A 22,173-nucleotide genomic window follows, 5' to 3' on the forward strand; every position below is an offset into this window, starting at 1 on the left:
CAGGGAGCAGCAGTCATGCGTGACAAGATCAAGCTGGTGTCCAGTGCCGGTACCGGCCACTTCTACACCACCGACAAGAACAAGCGGAACACCCCGGACAAGCTCGAGTTCAAGAAGTTTGACCCGGTCGTCCGCAAGCACGTGATGTACAAGGAAGCCAAGATCAAGTAAGCCTTGGTCGTCTTCCGCAGGTGTTCTACCTGTCCTTCTGAACCCGGCTGCCTGGTCAGCCGGGTTCAGGCGTTTGTAGACCGCCTTCGCCAGAGCCCTTCGCAACAGCCCCGCCCAACGAGCGCCGCCATGCCCGAGCTGCCCGAAGTCGAGACGACCCGCCGCGGTATTGCCCCCCACCTGGAGGGGCGCGAGATCAGTGAAGTGATCGTGCGCCAGCCGCGCCTGCGCGTGCCGGTGCCGGGAGACCTGGTGGAGCGCCTGGTGGGCGCGCGCATCGGCGAGCTCGCCCGCCGCGCCAAGTACCTGCTGGTGCCGCTCGCCGGCGGCGACTCAGCTGGCGGTCATCTGGCCGGCGGCACCCTGCTCTGGCACCTGGGCATGTCCGGCAGCCTGCGTATCGCCCGCCTCGGCGAGCTGCCGAAGAAGCACGACCACATCGACCTGGTGCTCGAGGGTGGCGCCATCCTGCGCTACCACGACCCGCGCCGCTTCGGCTTTGTCGACTGGCTGGCCGGCAGCCCCGAGCAGGACCCGCGCCTGGCGCGCCTTGGCCCGGAGCCCCTGTCGGACGCCTTCGACGGCGAGCGCCTGTTCGCGCTCTCCCGCGGTCGCCGGGTGGCGGTAAAGCCCTTCCTGATGGATAACGCCGTGGTGGTGGGGGTGGGCAACATCTACGCCAGCGAGGCGCTCTTCATGGCCGGCATCGACCCGCGCCGCGCCGCCGGGCGCATCAGCCGCGAGCGCTATGACCGCCTGGCCGCCGCCGCCCGGGAAGTGCTGGCCGCGGCCATCACCCAGGGCGGCACCACCCTGCGCGACTTCGTCAGCGGTACCGGCGAGCCGGGCTACTTCAAGCAGCGCCTCAACGTCTACGGCCGTCACGGCGAGCCCTGCCGGCAGTGCGGCGCCGAGCTGCGCCTCGTCACCCTCGGGCAGCGGGCCAGCGTCTACTGCCCCCACTGCCAGACCTGATTTGCGAGAGATTTCCATGACCCTGTCCTCCCTGCGCCTGAAGAAGCACGCCGACCGTCGCCTCAAGGCCGGCCACCTGTGGCTCTACTCCAACGAGATCGACACCGGCGCCACCCCGCTCAAGGGCCTCGAGCCTGGCCAGCAGGTGGTGGTGGAGGCCGCCAACGGCAAGGCGCTGGGGGTGGCCTACGTCAACCCCAACTCGCTGATCTGCGCGCGGCTGGTCTCCCGGGAGCCCAAGCAGGGGCTCGACCGCTCGCTGCTGGTGCACCGGCTCAACCAGGCCCTGGCCCTGCGCCAGCGCCTCTTCGCCGCCCCCTACTACCGCCTGGTGCACGGCGAGGGCGACCTGCTGCCGGGCCTGGTGATCGACCGCTTCGCCGACACCCTGGTGGTGCAGCTCAATACCGCCGGCATGCAGGCGGTGCTGCCCGAGCTGCTCGACGCCCTGGACAAGGTGCTCTCGCCGACCACGGTGGTGCTGCGCAACGACACCAGCGGCCGCCGCCAAGAGGGTCTCGAGCGCTACGTCGAGGTGGTCAAGGGCGAGGTGGCAGACCCGGTGCTGCTGGAGGAGAACGGCGTGCGCTTCGCCGCCCCGGTGCTCGACGGCCAGAAGACCGGCTGGTTCTACGACCACCGCATCAACCGCGCCTGGCTCAACCAGTACGTGGCCGGCAAGCGGGTGCTGGACCTGTTCAGCTACGTGGGCGGCTGGGGCGTGCAGGCCGCCGCCCACGGCGCCAGCGAGGTGCTCTGCGTGGATTCCTCCGCGGCGGCCCTCGAACGGGTGGCCGAGAACGCCGCCCTGAACGGCCTTCACGAGCGGGTGGCGGTGGGCGAGGGCGATGCCTTCGAGGCGCTGGCGGCGCTCAAGGCCGACGGCGAAGAGTTCGACGTGGTGATCCTCGACCCGCCCGCCTTCATCAAGAAGCGCAAGGACATCCCCAACGGCGAGCGGGCCTACGGCAAGCTCAACCGCGAGGCGATGCGCCTGCTGGGCCGCGACGGCCTGCTGCTGTCGGCGTCGTGCTCCATGCACCTGGCGCCGGAGCGGCTGGTGGACGCGGTGCGCGGCGCGGTGCGCCACCAGGATCGCCACGGCCAGATCCTCTTCCAGGGCCACCAGGGACCGGATCACCCGGTGCATCCGGCGATTCCGGAGACCAGCTATCTCAAGGCCCTGGGCGTGCGGGTCTTCCGGGACTGATCATGGTCGGCGACTCGGTGCGCGTCTTCGCCCACTCCAACGCGCTGCTGGTCAGCCATGTGCGCAACCTGCTGGAGGCCGCGGGCATTCCGGGCGAGCTGCGCAACATGACCCTGGGCGGCGGCGCCGGCGAGCTGCCCCTGGGGGAGTGCGAGCCCGAGGTGTGGGTGAAACCCCACAACCGCGAGCGGGCCGAGGCGCTGATTCGCGATGCCCTGTCCGGGGAGAGCGAAGCGCCGGCCTGGCGCTGTCCCGGCTGCGGCGAGTCGCTGGAGGGCGTCTTCGACACCTGCTGGAGCTGCGGGGCGCACCGCCCCTGAGCGCCGAGCCCCTGATGCGAAAGGAGCCTGCCATGGCGTGGGACCTGCCCGACCCCTTCGTGATCGAGCTCGTCGTCGAGCCCTCGGCCATCGACGAGTACGACCATGCCAACAACGCCGAGTACCTGCGCTGGATCGAGCGGGTGAGCTGGGCCCACTCCGACGCCCTGGGGCTGACCCTCGAGCGCTACCGGGAGCTGGATCGCGGCATGGCGGTGCATCGCCACGAGCTGGACTACCTGGCCCCGGCCTTCGAAGGGGACCGCCTGGCCCTGGCCACCTGGATCATCGCCGACGACAGCCGCCTGACCCTGACCCGCCGCTTCCAGCTGGTCCGCCCCGCCGATGGCCGCACCCTGCTCAAGGCCCGCACCCGCTTCGCCTGCATCGAGCTCTCCAGCGGTCGCCCGCGGCGCCTGCCCGAGGAGTACCGGCGAATCTACGGCGAGGCCGCCGTGGTGGAGTGAGCGTGCCGACAGGGCGAGTCGGGCTGTGGTGTAGTAGCGTGCCGACAGGGCGAGCCGGGCTGTGGTGTAATGGAGGGCCAGGACACGCCAGGCAAAGGAGCCACCATGCAGATCGCCGTTCCCCGTGAGATCAAGACCCACGAGTACCGCGTCGCCTTGACCCCCGCCGGGGCGCGGGAGCTGGTTGGTCGTGGCCATTCGGTCACGGTGCAGGCCGGGGCCGGCGAGGGGGCAGGCTTCGACGATGCCGCCTATGAGGCGGCCGGTGCCCGGGTCGCGGCCGATGCAGCGGCGGTGTGGGAGAGTGCCGAGCTGATCCTCAAGGTCAAGGAGCCCCAGCCCGAGGAGCTTGCGCGCCCGGGCTCCGGCCAGACGCTCTTTACCTACCTGCACCTGGCCGCCGACGAGGCCCTGACCCGGGGGTTGATGGCAAGCGGTGCCACCGCTATTGCCTACGAGACCGTCACCGACCGCCAGGGCGGCCTGCCGCTGCTGGCGCCCATGAGCACCGTGGCCGGGCGCATGGCGATCCAGGCCGGCGCTCACGGCCTGGAGAAGGCCCAGGGCGGTTCCGGCGTGCTGCTGCCCGGGGTGCCCGGGGTGCCGCCGGCCCGGGTCGCGGTGATCGGCGGCGGCGTGGTAGGGGAGAACGCCGCTCGCATGGCGCTGGGCCTGGGCGCCGAGGTGACGGTGCTCGACAAGTCGATACCGCGCCTGGAGGTCCTGGATGACCGCTATCAGGGGCGCATGCGGACGCTCTTCGCCACCGCCGATGCCATCGAGGCGACGGTGCGCGAGTCCGACCTGGTGATCGGCGCGGTGCTGGTGCCAGGGGCCGCCGCTCCCCGGCTGGTGACCCGGGCGATGCTGGCGGAGATGAGGCCCGGCAGCGTGCTGCTCGACGTGGCCATCGACCAGGGGGGCTGTTTCGAGACCAGCCGTCCCACCACCCACGCCGACCCTACCTATGTGGTCGACGGCATCGTCCACTATGGTGTGGCCAACATGCCCGGCGCCGTGGCCCGCACCTCTACCCAGGCGCTCACCAACGCCACCCTGCCGTTCGTGATCGCCCTGGCCGACAAGGGCTGGCGGCAGGCCCTGGCCGACGACCCCCACTTCCTGGCCGGCCTCAACGTGCATGCAGGCCAGGTCGCCTATCGGGCGGTGGCCGAGGCCTTCGGCCTCGAGGCGGCCGAGCCCCAGGCGCTGCTCCGGTCGCCTTGATGGGGAGCGCGCGTTACCATAGCCGCCATTTACGAACAGCAGAGTCCGTTTTCCTCATGAGTGCAGCTTCCGAGAAGACCCGCGTTCTCACCGGCATCACCACCACCGGTACTCCCCACCTGGGCAACTACGTCGGCGCCATCAAGCCCGCCATCGAGGCGAGCCAGGACCCGACCGTGCAGTCCTACTACTTCCTCGCCGACCTGCATGCGCTGATCAAGTGCCAGGAGCCCGGGCGCGTCCAGGAGTCGCGCCTGGAGATCGCCGCCACCTGGCTGGCCCTGGGGCTGGATACCGACAACGCCATCTTCTACCAGCAGTCCGATATCCCCGAGATCCCGGAGCTGACCTGGATGCTCTCCTGCGTCTGCGCCAAGGGGCTGATGAACCGCGCCCACGCCTACAAGGCGGCGGTAGCGGAGAACGAGGCCGCCGGCAACCAGGACCCCGACAAGGGCGTCACCATGGGCCTGTTCGGCTACCCGGTGCTGATGGCCGCCGATATCCTGATGTTCAACGCCAACCGGGTGCCGGTGGGCCGCGACCAGATCCAGCATATCGAGATGGCCCGGGATATCGCCGGGCGTTTCAACCACCTCTTCAAGGGCGACTACTTCACCCAGCCCGAGGCGGTGGTCGACGATAACGTGGCGGTGCTCAACGGCCTGGACGGCCGCAAGATGTCCAAGAGCTACAACAACACCATCCCGCTCTTCGCCCCCGAGAAGAAGCTCCTGAAGCTGGTGCGCAAGATCAAGACCAACTCCCTGGAGCCCGGCGAGCCCAAGGACCCCGAGACCTGCACCCTCTTCCAGATCTACTCCGCCTTCGCCACGGCGGAGGAGACCGCCGCCATGCGCACCGAGTACGAGAACGGCATCGGCTGGGGCGAGGCCAAGAATCGTCTCTTCGAGACCCTCAACGAGCAGCTGCGCGAGCCCCGCGAGCGCTACCAGGCGCTGCTGGAGGACCCGGGCCATATCGAGGCGGTGCTGAAGAAGGGCGCCGAACGCGCCCGGGAAGAGGCGGCGCCGACCATGGATCGCCTGCGCCAGGCGGTAGGGCTGGGCCGCTTCGTCTAGGGCGATGCCCGCGGCGAGACCGGAAGGGGCCTTTCGGCCCCTTCTTCGTGTCGAGGCGATGGCGGGTGGATCAGGTTTCTTTTATATTCTATAAGGTTATTAATATTTTCTTTTAAATTTCTTTATGTTCTTTGCTTAGATGATTAGCATGCTCGCTCTATGGGGCCCCAGAGCCCCCTGACCGACTTCGAGAGAGCCTGCCATGAGTGAACTCGCCCTGACCCGACGCTCCCGACTTTCCGTGCCCGCGGTGGCCACCGGCGCCCTGCTGCTGGGGGCCCTGGCCGTGGGGGCCGCCTTCGGCGCCCGTATCGGCGCCCTGATGGTGATCGGCGGCCTGCTGGGCATGGTGCTCTACCATGCCGCCTTCGGCTTCACCGCCGCCTGGCGGGTCTTTATCACCGAGCGCCGCGGCCGCGGCCTGCGCGCCCAGATGGTGATGCTGGCCATCGCCGTGCTGCTCTTCTTCCCCGCCCTGGGGGCCGGCACCCTGTTCGGCACCGAGGTGAGTGGCTATGTGGCCCCTGTAGGTGTCTCGGTGATCTTCGGCGCCTTCCTGTTCGGCATCGGCATGCAGCTGGGCGGCGGCTGCGCCTCCGGCACCCTCTTCACCGCCGGCGGCGGCAACGCCCGCATGCTGATCACCCTGCTGTTCTTCGTGGTGGGCTCGGTGATCGGCACCGCCCACTTCGCCTGGTGGCAGAGCCTGCCCGCCCTGCAGCCGGTCTCCCTGGTGCAGACTGCCGGCGTGGGCGGCGGCATCGCGGTGAGCCTGGCGCTCTTCGCCGCCATCGCCGCCTTCACCCTGGTGATGGAGAAGCGCCGCCATGGCCAGCTGGAGCAGACGCCCCGCATCGACGCCGGCAACCGCCGCTGGCTCACCGGCCCCTGGCCGCTGCTGTTCGGCGCCGTGGCCCTGGCCCTGCTCAACTACGCCACCCTGGCCCTGGCCGGCCGCCCCTGGGGCGTTACTGGCGCCTTCGCCCTGTGGGGCGCCAAGGGCTTCGAATTCCTGGGCGGCGACGTGACTGGCTGGGGCTACTGGCAGGCGCCGGGCAACGCCGCGGCCCTGCAGGCCAGCGTGTGGAGCGATATCACCACGGTGATGAACGTCGGCATCATGGTCGGCGCCCTGGTGGCGGCCTCCCTGGCCGGGCGCTTCGCTCCCAACTTCCGCATCCCGGCCAAGTCGGTGCTGGCGGCGGTGATCGGCGGCATCATGCTCGGCTACGGCGCCCGCCTGGCCTTCGGCTGCAATATCGGCGCCTACTTCGGGGGCATCGCCTCCGGCAGCCTGCACGGCTGGGTGTGGCTCATCGCCGCCTTCGCCGGCAACATGCTCGGTGTGCGCCTGCGGCCCCTCTTCTTCGAGGGCGAGGCGGGCCGCCAGCCGGTGGCCAAGGGCTGCTGAGCCCGCCCCGCGCCTGGCGGACACGCCCCGTGAACTGCGCCCCGGCCTCGGCCGGGGCGCGGTCGTTTCGGGCATGGTAGAGTGCTGACGAGGCGCCGTCAGAGCGCCAACGGCCCGTTCCAGTTACCGCAACCGAGAGCAGAGATGACCACCGACAAGCGCCCTCTCTATATTCCCTATGCCGGCCCTCCGCTGCTGGAGATGCCGCTGCTCAACAAGGGCAGCGCCTTCACCCAGGAGGAGCGCATCGAGTTCAACCTGATCGGGCTGCTGCCCCAGTGCGTGGAGTCCATCGAGGAGCAGCTCGAGCGGGCCTACCGCCAGTACCAGCAGTGCCAGACCGACCTGGACAAGCACATCTACCTGCGCGCCATCCAGGATGACAATGAGACCCTCTACTTCCGCATGGTCTCCGAGCACCTGGAGGAGATGCTGCCGATCATCTACACGCCCACCGTGGGCAAGGCGTGCCAGGAGTTCTCCAATATCTACCGCAACCACCGCGGCCTCTTTATCGCCTATCCGGATCGCCACCGCATGGACGACATCCTGCGCAGCGCCACCAAGGGGCAGGTGAAGGTGATCGTGGTCACCGACGGTGAGCGCATCCTGGGCCTGGGCGACCAGGGCATCGGCGGCATGGGCATCCCCATCGGCAAGCTGGCGCTCTACACCGCCTGCGGCGGCATCAGCCCCGCCTATACGCTGCCGATCATGCTCGACGTGGGCACCAACAACCAGGCGCTGCTGGATGACCCCATGTACATGGGCTGGCGCCATCCGCGTATCTCCCAGGAGGAGTACGATGAGTTCATCGACACCTTCATCACGGCGGTGAAGCGCCGCTGGCCCGAGGTGCTGCTGCAGTTCGAGGACTTCGCCCAGGCCAACGCCGTGCCGCTGCTCGAGCGCTATCGTAACGAACTCTGCTGCTTCAACGACGACGTCCAGGGCACGGCGGCGGTGGTGGTGGGCACCCTGATGGCGGCCTGCCAGGCCCGCGAGGAGGGCATCGGCCAGCAGCGTGTGGTCTTCGTGGGGGCGGGCTCCGCCGGCTGCGGCATCGCCGAGCAGGTGGTGGTGGCCATGCAGGCCGAGGGGCTCACCGAGAAGGAGGCCCGGGCGCGGATCTTCATGGTGGACCGGGAGGGGCTGGTGACCTCGGACCAGACCTGGCTGCGGGACTTCCAGGCGCGCCTGGCCCACGACCCGGCCCTTACCGAGGGTTGGCAGGGCCAGGGCCTGGTGGAGACGATTCGCCGGATTCAGCCCACGGTGCTGATCGGGGTCTGCGGGCGGCCGGGCATCTTCACCGAGGAGGTGGTGCGCACCATGCATGCGGGCTGTGAAACGCCGGTGATCATGCCGCTCTCCAACCCCACCTCCCAGGCGGAGGCGCTGCCCGAGGACGTGATCCGCTGGACCGACGGTGCGGCCCTGGTGGCCACCGGCAGCCCCTTCCCGCCGGTGGAGCATGGGGGGCGCAGCTACCCCATCGCCCAGTGCAACAACGCCTATATCTTCCCCGGCATCGGTCTGGGGGTGGTGGCGGCCGAGGCGCGGCGGGTCACCGACGACATGCTGATGGCGGCCTCCCGGGCGCTGGCCCGGGAGGCGCCCATCGTCAAGGAGGGGGAGGGGGCGCTGCTGCCGCCGCTGACCCGGATACGTGAGCTCTCCAAGGCGATCGCCTTCGATGTGGCCGCCCAGGCCCAGGGGGAGGGCGTGGCGCTGAAGACCGACGGCCTCAAGCTGCGTGCCTCCATCGAGCGCAACTGCTGGACGCCGGCGTATCGCACCTACCGCCGCCGCTCCTTCTGACGCACTATCCACTGAATTGAAAAAGGCCCTGGCGGGGTATCCCGGCAGGGCCTTTCGCCTTTCGGTGCCTTTCGGTGCCTTTCGCGGCAGGCCAGACGACTACCTAGGCGGCCCCAATCATACGGCGCAGCACATAGTGCAGGATGCCGCCGTGGCGGTAGTACTCCAGCTCGTTGGCGGTATCGATGCGGCAGAGCGCCTCGAAGTGCTTCTCGCCCTTGTCGCTCTTGACCGTCACCTTCACCTTGCCGCCCGGGGTAAGCTCGGCGAGCCCCGCGATGGAGATCTGCTCGTCGCCGGTCAGGCCCAGGGTCTGGCGGCTCTCCCCCTCGGGGAACTGCAGCGGCACCACGCCCATGCCGATCAGGTTGGAGCGGTGGATGCGCTCGTAGGATTCGGCGATCACCGCGCGCACGCCGAGCAGCCGGGTGCCCTTGGCGGCCCAGTCGCGGCTGGAGCCGGTGCCATACTCCTTGCCGGCGATCACCACCAGCGGCGTGCCCTCCTCCTGATAGCGCATGGCGGCGTCGTAGATCGCCATCTGCTCACCGGAGGGCACGTGGCGGGTCTCGCCGCCGACCACGCCGTCGAGCATCTCGTTTCTGATGCGCACGTTGGCGAAGGTACCGCGCATCATGATCTCGTGGTTGCCGCGCCGGGAGCCGTAGGAGTTGAAGTCCACCGGCTTGATGCCGCGCTCCTGCAGGTAGCGCCCGGCGGGGCTGTCCGGCTTGATGCTGCCGGCCGGCGAGATATGGTCGGTGGTTACCGAGTCGCCGAGCATCGCCAGGATGCGCGCCTCCTGAACATCCTCGATGGCGTCGGGCGTCCGCCCCATGCCCTCGAAGAAGGGCGGGTGCTGGATATAGGTGGAATCCTCCGACCACTCGTAGACCTTGCTCTCGGGCACCTCGATGGCCTTCCAGGCGTCGTCGCCGTCGAACACCTCGGCGTACTCCTTGGAGAACATCCCGGTGTTGACCCGGGCCACCGCCTCGGCGATCTCCGCCTGACTCGGCCAGATGTCCCTGAGGGTGACGGGCTCGCCGTCGCTGCCGATGCCGATGGGGTCCGTCGTCAGGTCGCAGCGCACATTGCCGGCCAGCGCATAGGCCACCACCAGGGGCGGTGAGGCGAGCCAGTTGGTCTTGACCAGGGGGTGGACCCGGCCTTCGAAGTTGCGGTTGCCGGAGAGCACCGAGGCCACGGTGAGGTCGGCGTCCTCGATCGCCTTCTCGATGGCCTCGGGCAGGGGGCCGGAGTTGCCGATGCAAGTGGTGCAGCCGTAGCCCACCAGCTGGAAGCCCAGGGCGTCGAGGTCCTCGTTGAGGCCAGCGGCGGCGAGGTAGTCGGTGACCACCTTGGAGCCGGGGGCGAGGGAGGTCTTGACCCAGGGCTTGGTGGTCAGGCCTTTCTCGCGGGCCTTCCGGGCCAGCAGGCCGGCGGCCATCATCACGCTGGGGTTGGAGGTATTGGTGCAGGAGGTGATGGCGGCGATCACCACGGCGCCGGGGTCGAGGCGGAAGGCCTCGCCGTCGAGGTCCACCGCTTGACTGTCATGGTGCTCGTAGCTCTCCTCGACGCCGACCGCGGTCTGGCCGCCTTCGGAAAACAGCCGGCCCTTCTCCTCGGAGGAGGTGACCGGCTTGCCGTCGTCGGCCATGACCTTCTGGAAGGCCGCCTGCATGTCCTTGAGGGCCACCCGGTCCTGGGGGCGCTTGGGGCCGGCCAGGCTGGCCTCCACCTCGCCCATGTCGAGTGCCAGGGTGTCGCTGAACACCGGCTCGTCACCGGGCTCGCGCCACAGCCCCTGGGTCTTGCTGTAGGCCTCCACCAGGGCCACCTGGCCGTCGTCGCGGCCGGTCAGGCGCAGGTAGTTGAGGGTCTCGTCGTCCACCGGGAAGAAGCCGCAGGTGGCGCCGTACTCCGGGGCCATGTTGGCGATGGTGGCGCGGTCGGCCAGGGGCAGGTCCTTGAGGCCGTCGCCGTAGAACTCCACGAACTTGCCTACCACGCCCTTCTTGCGCAGCATCTCGGTCACCGTGAGCACCAGGTCCGTGGCGGTGATGCCCTCGCGCAGCTTGCCGGTGAGCTTGAAGCCGATCACCTCGGGAATCAGCATGGAGACCGGCTGGCCGAGCATGGCGGCCTCGGCCTCGATGCCGCCCACGCCCCAGCCCAGTACGCCCAGGCCGTTGATCATGGTGGTGTGGGAGTCGGTGCCCACCAGGGTGTCGGGATAGGCGAAGGTCTTGCCGTCCTCCTCCTTGGTCCAGACCGTCTGGCCCAGGTACTCCAGGTTGACCTGGTGGCAGATGCCGGTGCCGGGCGGCACCACCCGGAAGTTGTCGAAGGCCTGCTGGCCCCAGCGCAGGAACTCGTAGCGTTCGCGGTTGCGCTCCATCTCGATGGCGACGTTGTCCCGGAAGGCCGTGGCGTTGCCGAACTTGTCGACCATCACCGAGTGGTCGATGACCAGGTCCACCGGGGAGAGCGGGTTGATGCGGGCGGGGTCCTCGCCCAGTGACTCCACCGCGGCGCGCATGGAGGCGAGGTCCACCACCCCGGGCACCCCGGTGAAGTCCTGCATCAGCACCCGGGCCGGGCGGTAGCCGATCTCGCGGTCGGAGCGGGCCTCCTTCTGCCAGTCTACCAGCGCCTGCATGTCCTCCCGGGCGACGCTCTCGTCATCGGCGAAGCGCAGCTGGTTCTCCAGCAGGATCTTGAGGGTCTTGGGCAGCCGCTCGATGCTGCCCAGCGCCTGGGCGGCCTCGGGCAGGCTGTAGTAGTGATAGGTCCTGCCGCCCACCTCGAGGGCCTTGAGGGTATCGGGGGTCGCGTCGGTGCTCATCGGTGTCCTCCTCATCGGAGAGAGTGAACGAACCATCCTGGTATTCTTGGGACATGGTCATGATAGGCGGCGTTTTCAACCGCTGCCCGGGGGAACGCTTGAAACGGCGGCGCCGGGCCACCATCTTCAAAGGCAACGGACCGGGACTTTCGGTTCCAGGATGCCACCATCCCGTGACAGGCCGGCGACGGCCGGGGAGTCTCCATGCACGAAGAGTCACTGAGCCCGCGCCGGGTACGCTGCCCCTACTGCGATGCCCCCTTCGACCTGCTGCTGGATGCCTCCCAGGGCAGCCAGCTCACCTGGGAGGACTGCCACGTCTGCTGCGCGCCGATCCAGGTGCGCATCGATGCCGACCCCATCGAGCCGGAGGCGCTGACCGTGACCCTGGGACGCGACGACGAGGTGCTGTAGCCCCGCGGCGTCAGTGCAAGGTACCCCAGCGGCCCGGTGTCCATCTCGATAGCCCCTTGCTATGGAGCCGCTCAACCGCGCCCGGATCCCGGCGCGACTGGTACAATGGCGCCACTTTAGAACCTGAACGCTATCCACGAGGTATCTTCCATGAGCGATGTGCGTCACGAACGCCTGATCATCCTGGGCTCGGGCCCGGCCGGCTATACCGCCGCGGTCTATGCGGCCCGCGCCAACCTGAAGCCGCTGCTGATCACCGGGATGCAGGCGGGTGGCCAGCTGACCACCACCACCGACGTGGACAACTGGCCCGGCGATGATGCCGGCGTGCAGGGGCCGGAGCTGATGGAGCGGATGAAGCGTCACGCCGAGCGCTTCGACACCGAGGTGCTCTTCGACCATATCCATGAGGTGGAGCTGCGCAGCCGACCCTTCACCCTCAAGGGCGACAACGGCACCTACACCTGTGACGCCCTGATCATCGCCACCGGTGCCAGCGCTCGCTACCTGGGGCTCGAGTCGGAGCAGAAGTTCATGGGCCAGGGGGTCTCCGCCTGCGCTACCTGCGACGGCTTCTTCTACCGCAACCAGGAGGTGGTGGTGGTAGGCGGCGGCAACACCGCCGTGGAGGAGGCGCTCTATCTCTCCAACATCGCCTCGAAGGTGACCCTGGTGCACCGCCGGGACAGCCTGCGCGCCGAGAAGATCCTCCAGGACAAGCTCTTCCAGCGGGCCGAGGAGGGCAAGGTGGTACTGGAGTGGAACCACACCCTGGAGGAGGTGCTGGGCGACAACACCGGCGTGACCGGCGTGCGCCTGAAGTCCACGCTGACCGGTGAGACCAAGGAGCTGGCCGCGCCGGGCGTCTTCATCGCCATCGGCCACAGCCCCAACACCGGCATCTTCGAGGGGCAGCTTGCGATGAGCGGCGGCTACATCAAGGTGCAGTCCGGCCTCGAGGGCAACGCCACCGCCACCAGCGTGCCGGGCGTCTTCGCCGCCGGCGACGTCATGGACCATGTCTACCGCCAGGCCATCACCTCCGCCGGCAGCGGCTGCATGGCCGCCCTGGACGCCGAGCGCTACCTGGACGAGCTGTAACGCTCAATAGTGCGGCGGCACCTCGTCCTCGGGGCGAGGTGTCATCGCATCGCCCTCCTGCAGCGCCCGCTGCTGCTCGCGAATCTTCTCCTGCATCAGGTCGTTGATGCGCTCCAGTGTCGCCAGGCGCCGCTCCTGGGCGGCCACCGCCTGGTCCAGGGTGTCCAGCCAGTGCTCCTGGTAGGCGATACGGCTCTCCAGCGCCTCCAGGCGCGCCATCAGGTCGAGGGACGCCCGATCGGCGCCCATGTTAGAATCACTTCGTTGCGTGTCACCGTTCATCGTGGCACCACCTCCAGAACGTTATCGTCCAGTATCCACCAACAAGAGAGTCATTCGAGTCCATGAATCGAAAGGTCATGTTTCGCTGCACCCTGGTCAGCCTGCTGCTGGCCGCCCCCGCGCCCCTGTTGATCGCCCTCTTTGTTCACCTCGCCGGCGGGGAGCTTGCCGAGGCGCTGTTCGCGAGCCTCGAGATCGGCGGCGTCGCCGTGGTCTATGCCGCCGCCGCCCTGGCGGTCTTCCTGCTGCTGCTTCTCGCCACCCTGGCAGTCAACGTGCTCACCCCGCAGCTGGTCAACCTGGCCGAGGTCGAGAACGACGATCGCGAGATCGGCGAGGTGAAGTGGTTCAACGTCAACAAGGGCTACGGCTTCATCACCCGCGACAGCGGTGAGGATGTCTTCGTCCACTTCCGCGCCATCCGCGGCCGCGGCCATCGCACCCTGGCCGAGGGGCAGAAGGTCCGCTATCACATCATCGAAAATGAAAGAGGGCTTCAGGCCGATGATGTGACGGTGATCACCTGATCTTCGTCGCCTGCCGTCGGTCCTGATAACAGCGCCCCGCCTTCGTGCGGGGCGCTGTCGTTACGAGGCCTGCGGGGTGCGGAATGGCCGCTCAGTGGCCCGAGTCGGGCCAGTGGAGCTCTTCCTCGCTGCCGTCGGGCAGCACCTGGAGGAAGCGGTCCGGATCGTCGCCGGGCTGCCAGCCGCCCAGGGAGCAGCGCACCTCGCAGCCGAGCCTGGCGGCGGCAGACCGGGCGCAGGCGGCGTCGCTCTCCCAGGGGGTGGCGGGGCTGTCGAACCAGAGGCTGGCGTAGCCGTCGGCGGCCTTCTCCACCAGCAGCACAGGGATCTCGCTCCCCTCGTGGTGGCCGCGGGTGCGCCACTTGCCCTTGCCGGCGGGGGCCAGGGGCTCGGCGCCGATGGCGGCGCCGAGCCAGTCGCTCACCCCTTCGATGGGGGCCTTGGCCAGGTAGATCTCGATATCGGGGTAGCGCGGTTGGCTATCGGGGGTCATGGATGCCTCAGGGTCGGGCGCTGCCGTTGACGAACAGGTGGGTGAGGATCGCCTCGTAGACCCGGCTCAGCTCATCCAGGTCGGCGGCGCGGATGCGCTCGTTGACCTGATGGATGGTGGCGTTGAGGGGCCCCAGCTCCACCACCTGGCTGCCCAGGGTGGCGATAAAGCGGCCATCCGAGGTGCCACCGCTGGTCGACAGCTCCGGACGGTGCCCGGTGACCTGCTCCACGCCGAGCACGGCGGCCTCCACCAGCTCACCCTCGGCGGTGAGGAAGGGCTCGCCGTTGAGGGTCCAGTCCAGCTCGTACTCCAGGCCGTGGGCGTCGAGGATCGCCTCGGTGCGAGCGCGGAGCTCCTCGTGGGTCACCTCGGTGGAGAAGCGGAAGTTGAAGACCACCTCCACCTCGCCGGGAATGACGTTGGTGGCGCCGGTGCCCGCGCGGAAGTTCGAGACCTGGAAGCTGGTGGCGGGGAAGAAGTCGTTGCCGCCGTCCCAGTGCTCCCGGGTCAGGGCGTCCAGGGCCGGCATCGCCTGATGGATGGGGTTGCGTGCCAGGTGGGGGTAGGCCACGTGGCCCTGGACCCCCTTGATGTGCAGCACGCCGCCCAGGGAGCCGCGCCGGCCGTTCTTGATCACGTCGCCCAGCCGGGCGGTGGAGGAGGGCTCGCCGACGATGCAGTAGTCGAGGCGCTCGTGACGCTCGCGCAGGTGCTCGACCACGGCGCGAGTGCCGTCCACCGCGGGCCCCTCCTCGTCGGAGGTGATCAGGAAACCGATCTGGCCGTGGTGGTCCGGATGGGCCGCCAGGAAGCGCTCCACCGCGGTGACCATGGCCGCCAGGCTCCCCTTCATGTCGGCGGCGCCGCGGCCGCGCAGCATGCCCTCATCGTCGATGCAGGGCTCGAAGGGGGGGAAGTCCCAGCGGGTGTGGGGGCCGCTCGGCACCACGTCGGTATGGCCGGCGAAGGCCAGCAGGGGGCCGTGGTGGCCCCGGGTGGCCCAGAAGTTCTCCACGTCGCCGAAGGGCAGGCGCTCCACGCGGAAACCGAGCGCCTCCAGGCGCTCGATCATCAGCGCCTGGCAGCCCAGGTCGTCCGGCGTCACCGAGGGGCGGCGCAGCAGCTCGAAGGCGAGCTGCAGGGTAGGGGATAGACCGGCGGGATCAGTTGTGGGCATGCAGCGCCTCGTTGAGCGCGATGGCGCTCTTGTTGGTCAGGCACTCGATGCGGCCGTTCTGGGAGTTGCGGCGCAGCAGCAGGTCGTCCTGCCCGGCCAGCTCCCGGGCGGCCACGGTCCTGACTTCCTGGCCCTGGTCGTCGAGCAGGGTGACCTTGGCGCCGGCGGTGAGGTAGAGGCCTGCCTCCACGGTGCAGCGGTCACCCAGGGGGATGCCGATGCCGGCGTTGGCGCCGATCAGGCAGCCCTCGCCCACCTTGATGACGATGTTGCCGCCGCCGGAGAGGGTGCCCATGGTGGAGCAGCCGCCGCCGAGATCCGAGCCCTTGCCGACCATGACGCCGGCGGAGATGCGGCCCTCGATCATGCCGGGACCTTCGGTGCCGGCATTGAAGTTGACGAAGCCCTCGTGCATCACGGTGGTGCCCTCGCCCAGGTAGGCGCCCAGGCGCACCCGGGCGGTGTCACCGATGCGCACGCCGCCGGGCACCACGTAGTCGGTCATCTTCGGGAACTTGTCGACGCAGTCCACGGAGAGGGTGCGGCCGGCCAGGCGCGCCTTGAGGCGGCGGGCGGGGAGCTCCTGGACGTCGATGGGACCCTCGCTGGTCCAGGCCACGTTGCGCAGCAGGCCGAACATGCCGGTGAGGTCCAGGCCATGGGGCTTGACCAGGCGGTGGGAGAGCAGGTGCAGCTTGAGATAGACCTCCGGGGCCGTCTCGGGGGCGTCGTCCTTCTCCAGGAACATGGCGACCAGGGGGCGCTGGCTGGCGGCGAAGGCCTCGGCCAGCTCCGCCTGGTCGGCGTGGCCGGCGTCGCGCAGGGCGCTGGCGAGCTCGGCGCACTGTTCGGGCAGGAAGCTCACCGCGGCGTTGCCGGCGGGGGCGTCCAGTGCCTTGGCGGCGGCCTTGACCAGGCCGGCGTCGGGGTTGAGCAGCGGGGCCGGGTAGTAGATCTCCAGCCAGTCGCCCTGGGTGTTCTGGGTGCCGATACCGAGTGCAAAGCTGAGCATGTCTGTGTCCTTGTGGAGGTGGCGTATACGGGTGGTAGGCGTGCCGCCGGGGCGGCCGCCGCGTGTTCGGATGGCCTAGCCGCTCAGGGCGTCATAGTCGCCGTCCCGGTAGCCGACGAGGATCTCGTCGCCGGTGTCTAGCAGCGGTCGCTTGAGCAGGGTGGGGTTGGCGAGCAGCAGCTCCCGGGCCTTGTTGGCGTCTACCGCCTGCTTCTCCTCGTCGGGGAGGTTGCGCCAGGTGGTGCTGCGCTTGTTGAGCGCCTCCACCACCGGCACCTTCTCGAGGATGTGTTCGAGCAGGGCGGCGGAGAGGCCGTCCTCGCGCAGGTCGTGGAACTGGTAGGGGATGCCGGTGCCGTCCATCGCCTTGCGGGCCTTGCGGCAGGTGTCGCAGTTCTTGATGCCGTACAGGGTGAACATCACAGCCTCCTTTCGATAAAGCGGCGCAGGCGGCGAGCCGCCTCCACCGTGGCGTCGACCTCGGCCACCAGCGCCAGGCGCAGCCGGCCGCTGCCGGGGTTGGTGCCGTTGGCGGCGGGACGGCCCATCCCGTCGTCGGCAGCGGGACGACCCATATAGCTACCGGGCAACACGCTGACGTGCTCCTCGGCGAAGAGCGCCCGGGTAAAGGCCTCGTCGTCGCCACCGGGCACCGCCGGCCACAGGTAGAAGCTCGCCTCCGGGGCGGGGAACGCCATCACCGGGGCGAGGATCTCGGTCACCGCGGCGAACTTCTCGCGGTAGGCGTCGCGGTTGGCGCGTACGTGGGCCTCGTCGTTCCAGGCGGTGATCGAGGCGCGCTGCACGGGGAGGGCCATGGCGCAGCCGTGGTAGGTGCGGTAGCGCTTGAAGGGGGCGATCAGCTCGGCGTCCCCGGCCACGAAGCCGGAGCGCAGCCCCGGCAGGTTGGAGCGCTTGGAGAGCGAGTGGAACACCAGGCAGCGGCGGTAGTCGTGGCGGCCGAGCGCCGCGCAGGCCTCGAGCAGCCCCGGCGGCGGGGCGGCCTCGTCCAGGTAGAGCTCCGAATAGCATTCGTCCGAGGCGATGATGAAGTCATGCTCGTCGGCCAGCCGGATCAGCTTCTGGAACTCGGCCAGGGGCGTCACCGCGCCGGTGGGGTTGCCCGGGGAGCAGAGGAAGAGGATCTGCACCTCCCGCCAGGTCTCGGCGGGCACGGCGTCGACGTCGGGTCGAAAGCCGTTCTCGGCGGTGCAGTCCAGATAGAGGGGCGTGCCGCCGGCGAGCAGGGTGGCGCCCTCGTAGATCTGGTAGAAGGGGTTGGGCATCGCCACCCGGGCGGGGCGGGTGCGGTCGAGTGCCGCCTGGACGAAGGCGAAGATCGCCTCCCGGGTGCCGTTGACCGGCAGCACCTGGCGCTCGGGGTCGAGACCCGTCAGGCCGAAGCGTCGCGTCGCCCAGCCGGCGATCGCCTGGCGCAGCTCGGGAAGCCCGGCGGTGGCGGGGTAGCGGGCGAACTCGGCCTGGTGCTCGACCAGGGTGGCCAGCGCCGTGGGGTAGGGGGCGTGCTGGGGCTCACCGATGGTCAGCGGCACGTGGGCCAGCCCCTCGGGGGGCGTCACGCCGGCCTTGAGGGCGGCGAGCTTCTCGAAGGGGTAGGGCTTGAGGGCGTCGAGATCGGGGTTCATGGCTGTCCAGGCGCGCCTCGCCGGCCGTGGCCTCGGGCGTCGTTATGTGAGTCGTTGTCGTGAGACGTGGTCGGAAGGGGCTTGATTATAGGGAAGGCGGGAGAATGCCTCAAACGCAGCGCCTGCCTGCCTGGCCGCTTGGAGCTGATCCGGCGACGGGCCTTCGAGGGGGCGCTCTGACCCCTTCCCTGGGCGCTACCGATTCCCTGCTTCGCTCTCGCGTCCTGCTCCGCTTGCAGGTCCGGTGCTGGCCATCCATGGCCAGCCCGTTCGGAGCAATGCTCCTCACCCCTGGAATAGGACCCCCTCTTCGCCCCATCCCCGGCGCTCCTCGCTACTCTGTCGTCTCGGGCCTAGCCGGAGACATCCAGCACCTCCACCAGCCGCTCGCGCAGCCGGGCCTGGCGCTCGGGGTCGGTGAGGGGCTCCCCGGCCTTGGTGGTGATGAAGAAGACGTCCTCCACCTTCTCGCCCAGGGTGGCGATCTTGGCCGCCGAGAGGGCGATGTCCTGCTCCATGAAGATGCGCCCCACCCGGGCCAGCAGGCCGGGGCGGTCCGGGGCGATCAGCTCCAGCAGGGTGCGCTCGTTGGCCGGGTCCTGCTCGATGATCACCTCGGTGGGGACCCGGAAGTGGCGCAGCTGGCGCGGGGTGTGGCGGGTGACGATCTCCGGGTAGTCGTCCGGGTCGTCGAGCTCCTCCACCAGGTGGGCGCGGATCTCCTCGATGCGCGCCGGGTCGTGGATGGCGCGCCCCTGGTCGTCCAGGACGATGAAGGTGTTCAGCGTCCAGTCGTTGCTGGAGGTGGCGATGCGGGCGTCGTGGATCGAGAGCCCGAGCTGGTCCAGGGCGGCGGCGGTGGCGGCGAAGAGGTCGTCCACCGATCGGGTGTGGATGAAGACCTTGGTCCCGCCCTCGGCCATGTCCTCGGCCGGGGCGCTGATCAGGATCAGCGGCAGCTGGCTCTCGCCGTGGGCGAGGATGCCCTGGGTCTGCCAGGCGATCTCGCTGGGCGCATACTGCAGGAAGTACTCCTCCCCCAGGGACTCCCAGAGCCGCTCCACCCGGGCCATGTCGGCGCCCACAGAGGCGAGCAGGGAGAGCGCCTCGTCCCGGGTCTCGTTGACCCAGTCGTCGCGCTCCAGGGGGTTCTCCAGGCCGCGGCGCAGGGCGCGCTTGGCCTCGGCGTGGAGCTGGCGCAGCAGCGAGGCGCGCCAGCCGTTCCAGAGCGTGGGGTTGGTGGCGTTGATGTCGGCCACGGTGAGCAGGTAGAGGTAGTCGAGACGGGTCTCGTCACCCACCAGGCGGGCGAAGTCGGCGATCACGTCGGGGTCGCTGATGTCGCGCTTCTGGGCCACCATGGACATGGTGAGGTGGTGCTCCACCAGCCAGCTGACCAGGCGGGTATCCCGGGTCGAGAGGCCGTGGCGCTCGGCGAACACCTCCACGTCCCGGGCGCCGAGCAGCGAGTGGTCGCCGCCGCGCCCCTTGCCGATATCGTGGAAGAGCCCGGCGATCCACAAGAGCTCCAGCTTGGGCAGCTGGTGGACCAGATTGGCGGCCACCGGGAACTCCTCCCGGGCCGCCGGCTTGCGGAAGCCGTGGATGAACTTCAGCAGCCGCAGGGTGTGGGCGTCCACGGTGTAGATATGGAAGAGGTCGTGCTGCATCAGCCCCACGGCGCGGCCGAACTCCGGCAGGTACTTGCCGAGCACGCCGTAGCGGTTCATGCGCCTGAGCTGGCGGGCCACATTGCCGCCGGAGCGCAGCAGCGCCATGAACAGGCTCTGGTGGCGGACGTCATCCCGGTAGAGGTCGTCGATCAGGTGGCGGTGGTCGCGGATCAGGCGGATGGTGTCGGCCCGCACCCCCTCGATCTCCGGGTGTTCGGCCATCAGCAGGAAGAGCTCGAGCAGCGCCGCGGGGCGGTCCCGGAAGACGCTGCGGGAGCGCGCCTGGATATAGCCACCCTTGATCTCGAAGCGGTCGTTGAGCGGCGTGGTCTCCAGCGCCTCGCCGGCGTGCAGGATCACCTCGTCGAAGTGCTGCAGCAGCATGTCATTGAGGCCGGCCAGGGCCGTCACGTGGCGATAGTAGCGCTTCATGAACTGCTCGACGGCCAGGCGCTCCGGGGTGTCGCGGAAGCCGAACAGCTCGGCGATGGTGCGCTGGTGGTCGAAGAGCAGGCGGTCCTCGGCGCGGCCGGTCAGCATGTGCAGGGCGTAGCGCACCTGCCACAGGAAGGCCTGGCCCTGGCTGAGGATGCGCAGCTCGGGGTCGTTCATGAAGCCCTCGGCCACCAGGTCCTCGTAGCGCTGGCTGCCGAAGTGGCGCTTGGCCACCCAGCCGATCATCTGGATGTCGCGCAGCCCCCCGGGGGAGCTCTTGATGTTGGGCTCCAGGTGGTACTCGGAGTTGTTGAAGCGGCGGTGGCGGCTGATCTGCTCCTGCCACTTGGCCTCGAAGAAGCGGTCGGCGGGCCACAGCCGCTCGGGCGCCAGGCGCGCCTTCATCGCCTCGCGCAGGCGCTCGGGGCCGGCCACGGTGCGGCTCTCCAGCAGGTTGGTGATCACCGTGACGTCGCTTTCCGCCTCCCGGACGCAGTCGTTGAGCGAGCGCACGCTGTGGCCGATCTCCAGGCCGATGTCCCAAAGAAAGGTGATAAAGGCGGTGAGCGGCTCCCGATAGGGGGCGTCGTCGTCCTGCTCGAGCAGCAGCAGCAGGTCGACGTCGGAGTGGGGGTGCAGCTCGCCGCGGCCGTAGCCGCCCACGGCAAGCAGCGCCAGGCCCTCACCCTCGGGCCACTCATGCTGCTCCCAGGCTACCGCCAGCAGCCGGTCCAGGCACCAGGCGCGACCGTGGATGAGGTCGCGGATATCGGCGCCTTCCCGGAAACGCGCGTCGAGCCGGGCCTGGATCTCGCGCAGCGCCGCCTTGAAGGGGGCGATGGGCGAGCGGCTGCCGGCGAGCTCCGCGCGAAACGCCTCGACGTCGAACAGGCTCTCGTCGGGGGCGAAGCGGTAGTGGTGGAGCAGCATGGGCTCAGCGCTCCAGGAAAGAGAGGTCTTCGTCGCTGCGTGCGGTCAGCACCTCGACGCCGCTCTCGGTGACCAGCAGGGTGTGCTCCCACTGGGCCGTGAGGCTGCGGTCCTTGGTGACCGCGGTCCAGCCGTCGCGCAGTACCTTGGTGCGGTGGTCGCCGACGTTGATCATGGGCTCGATGGTGAAGCACATGCCGGCCTCCAGGGCGATATCCGCCTCCGGGGCGTAGCCGTCGTAGTGCAGCACCTGGGGGTCCTCGTGGAAGCCGGCGCCGATGCCGTGGCCGCAGAAGTCGCGCACCACCGAGTAGCCGTTGGCCTCGGCGTGGCCCTGGATGGCCCGGGCCAGCTCGGAGAGGCGCGCGCCGGGGCGCACCAGGGCGATGCTGCGGTAGAGGCACTCCTGGGTGACCCGGCAGAGCCGCTCGCCCTGGATGGTCTCGCCGATCACGAACATCACGCTGGAGTCGCCGTGGTAGCCGTCGGCGGTCCTCACGGTGATGTCGAGGTTCATGATGTCGCCCTTCTTCAGCTTCTTGCCGTCGTCGGGGATGCCGTGGCAGACCACATGGTTGATGGAGGTGCAGACCGACTTGGGGAAGCCGTGGTAGTTGAGCGGCGCCGGGGTGGAGCCCAGCTCGTCGACGATATAGTCGTGGCAGCGGCGGTCGATCTCGCCGGTGCTGATGCCGGCCTTGACGAAGGGGGTGATCATCTCGATCACGCTGGCGGCCTGGCGGCCCGCCTCGCGCATCTTCTCGATCTCGTCGGGCGTCTTGATGGGTACGTTCATGGAATCTCGAGGCTAGGGTGGGGTCGCCTGGCGACTTCAACTTGCGGATGATCCATGGTATAAAGCTGCGCGCCTTCCTGCAATCGCCCGACCCTCCTGCACCCCGATACGCCCAGGTTTTCGCGTACGGATGTCAGGGGCGTGGCGAT

Annotated in this window: 21 protein-coding genes; 12 read left to right on the forward strand and 9 right to left on the reverse strand. The window is 69.1% G+C overall.

The window, feature by feature from the left end; all coding sequences use genetic code 11:
• The first annotated feature begins 15 nt into the window (after positions 1–15).
• From rpmG to ACRYRV_RS10195, 9 genes are all read left to right on the forward strand, one after another.
• Entirely contained in the window at positions 16–171 is a 156-nt protein-coding gene (rpmG, locus tag ACRYRV_RS10155; RefSeq protein WP_086509014.1) for a 50S ribosomal protein L33, read from the forward strand.
• 129 nt (positions 172–300) lie between these two features.
• On the forward strand, positions 301–1,146 hold the full coding sequence (gene mutM / locus ACRYRV_RS10160; RefSeq protein WP_309636029.1) for a bifunctional DNA-formamidopyrimidine glycosylase/DNA-(apurinic or apyrimidinic site) lyase: 846 nt from the start codon (positions 301–303) through the stop codon (positions 1,144–1,146).
• Positions 1,147–1,162: 16 nt separating this feature from the next.
• A complete protein-coding gene (locus tag ACRYRV_RS10165; RefSeq protein WP_444985234.1) occupies positions 1,163–2,356 on the forward strand; it encodes a class I SAM-dependent rRNA methyltransferase in 1,194 nt (397 codons plus the stop codon).
• A gap of 2 nt (positions 2,357–2,358) precedes the next feature.
• Positions 2,359–2,676, forward strand: a complete 318-nt coding sequence (locus ACRYRV_RS10170; protein ID WP_253446154.1) for a putative signal transducing protein — start codon at positions 2,359–2,361, stop codon at positions 2,674–2,676.
• Positions 2,677–2,708: 32 nt separating this feature from the next.
• Positions 2,709–3,143, forward strand: a complete 435-nt coding sequence (locus tag ACRYRV_RS10175) for an acyl-CoA thioesterase (RefSeq protein ID WP_253446152.1) — start codon at positions 2,709–2,711, stop codon at positions 3,141–3,143.
• A 105-nt stretch (positions 3,144–3,248) separates the two neighbouring features.
• Positions 3,249–4,370, forward strand: a complete 1,122-nt coding sequence (gene ald / locus ACRYRV_RS10180) for an alanine dehydrogenase (protein WP_444985232.1) — start codon at positions 3,249–3,251, stop codon at positions 4,368–4,370.
• 56 nt (positions 4,371–4,426) lie between these two features.
• Complete coding sequence (locus ACRYRV_RS10185; protein ID WP_444985231.1) at positions 4,427–5,452, forward strand: tryptophan--tRNA ligase; 1,026 nt, start codon at positions 4,427–4,429, stop codon at positions 5,450–5,452.
• Between the two features lie 202 nt (positions 5,453–5,654).
• Entirely contained in the window at positions 5,655–6,863 is a 1,209-nt protein-coding gene (locus ACRYRV_RS10190) for a YeeE/YedE family protein (RefSeq protein WP_309636026.1), read from the forward strand.
• A gap of 144 nt (positions 6,864–7,007) precedes the next feature.
• The gene (locus ACRYRV_RS10195) at positions 7,008–8,684 is read left to right on the forward strand and encodes an NAD-dependent malic enzyme (protein ID WP_444985230.1); all 1,677 of its coding nucleotides are present in this window, start codon (positions 7,008–7,010) and stop codon (positions 8,682–8,684) included.
• 103 nt (positions 8,685–8,787) lie between these two features.
• Here the strand turns inward: ACRYRV_RS10195 and acnA are convergent, their stop codons facing one another.
• Entirely contained in the window at positions 8,788–11,535 is a 2,748-nt protein-coding gene (gene acnA, locus ACRYRV_RS10200; protein ID WP_444985229.1) for an aconitate hydratase AcnA, read from the reverse strand.
• Between the two features lie 204 nt (positions 11,536–11,739).
• Between acnA and ACRYRV_RS10205 the strand changes: the two genes are divergently transcribed.
• Together ACRYRV_RS10205 and trxB are read left to right on the forward strand one after the other, a co-directional pair.
• The gene (locus ACRYRV_RS10205) at positions 11,740–11,949 is read left to right on the forward strand and encodes a CPXCG motif-containing cysteine-rich protein (protein WP_299316607.1); all 210 of its coding nucleotides are present in this window, start codon (positions 11,740–11,742) and stop codon (positions 11,947–11,949) included.
• Positions 11,950–12,099: 150 nt separating this feature from the next.
• Complete coding sequence (gene trxB / locus ACRYRV_RS10210) at positions 12,100–13,050, forward strand: thioredoxin-disulfide reductase (protein WP_444985228.1); 951 nt, start codon at positions 12,100–12,102, stop codon at positions 13,048–13,050.
• A gap of 3 nt (positions 13,051–13,053) precedes the next feature.
• Here the strand turns inward: trxB and ACRYRV_RS10215 are convergent, their stop codons facing one another.
• Complete coding sequence (locus ACRYRV_RS10215) at positions 13,054–13,299, reverse strand: SlyX family protein (protein WP_253446128.1); 246 nt, start codon at positions 13,297–13,299, stop codon at positions 13,054–13,056.
• A 95-nt stretch (positions 13,300–13,394) separates the two neighbouring features.
• Between ACRYRV_RS10215 and ACRYRV_RS10220 the strand changes: the two genes are divergently transcribed.
• Complete coding sequence (locus tag ACRYRV_RS10220; protein ID WP_299316609.1) at positions 13,395–13,859, forward strand: cold-shock protein; 465 nt, start codon at positions 13,395–13,397, stop codon at positions 13,857–13,859.
• Between the two features lie 91 nt (positions 13,860–13,950).
• On the opposite strand, the gene ACRYRV_RS10225 is transcribed toward ACRYRV_RS10220, so the two are convergent.
• The 7 genes from ACRYRV_RS10225 to map form a co-directional block, all read right to left on the reverse strand.
• Positions 13,951–14,352 (reverse strand): hypothetical protein, encoded by a 402-nt coding sequence (locus ACRYRV_RS10225; protein ID WP_253446125.1) that lies wholly within the window; start codon positions 14,350–14,352, stop codon positions 13,951–13,953.
• A 7-nt stretch (positions 14,353–14,359) separates the two neighbouring features.
• Positions 14,360–15,532, reverse strand: coding sequence for a succinyl-diaminopimelate desuccinylase (gene dapE, locus ACRYRV_RS10230; RefSeq protein ID WP_444985227.1), 1,173 nt, complete (start codon positions 15,530–15,532; stop codon positions 14,360–14,362).
• A complete protein-coding gene (gene dapD, locus ACRYRV_RS10235) occupies positions 15,519–16,544 on the reverse strand; it encodes a 2,3,4,5-tetrahydropyridine-2,6-dicarboxylate N-succinyltransferase (RefSeq protein WP_253446118.1) in 1,026 nt (341 codons plus the stop codon). Before dapD ends, dapE begins: the two co-directional genes overlap by 14 nt.
• A 75-nt stretch (positions 16,545–16,619) precedes the next feature.
• Complete coding sequence (locus ACRYRV_RS10240; RefSeq protein ID WP_253446115.1) at positions 16,620–16,964, reverse strand: arsenate reductase; 345 nt, start codon at positions 16,962–16,964, stop codon at positions 16,620–16,622.
• Entirely contained in the window at positions 16,964–18,190 is a 1,227-nt protein-coding gene (dapC, locus tag ACRYRV_RS10245; RefSeq protein ID WP_444985226.1) for a succinyldiaminopimelate transaminase, read from the reverse strand. The genes ACRYRV_RS10240 and dapC overlap by 1 nt, the downstream gene beginning before the upstream one ends.
• A gap of 353 nt (positions 18,191–18,543) precedes the next feature.
• Complete coding sequence (locus tag ACRYRV_RS10250; protein ID WP_253446109.1) at positions 18,544–21,228, reverse strand: [protein-PII] uridylyltransferase; 2,685 nt, start codon at positions 21,226–21,228, stop codon at positions 18,544–18,546.
• Positions 21,229–21,232: 4 nt separating this feature from the next.
• Positions 21,233–22,024, reverse strand: a complete 792-nt coding sequence (map, locus tag ACRYRV_RS10255) for a type I methionyl aminopeptidase (RefSeq protein WP_253446106.1) — start codon at positions 22,022–22,024, stop codon at positions 21,233–21,235.
• Positions 22,025–22,173: the final 149 nt, after the last annotated feature.

It is taken from the genome of Halomonas mongoliensis (assembly GCF_052496345.1).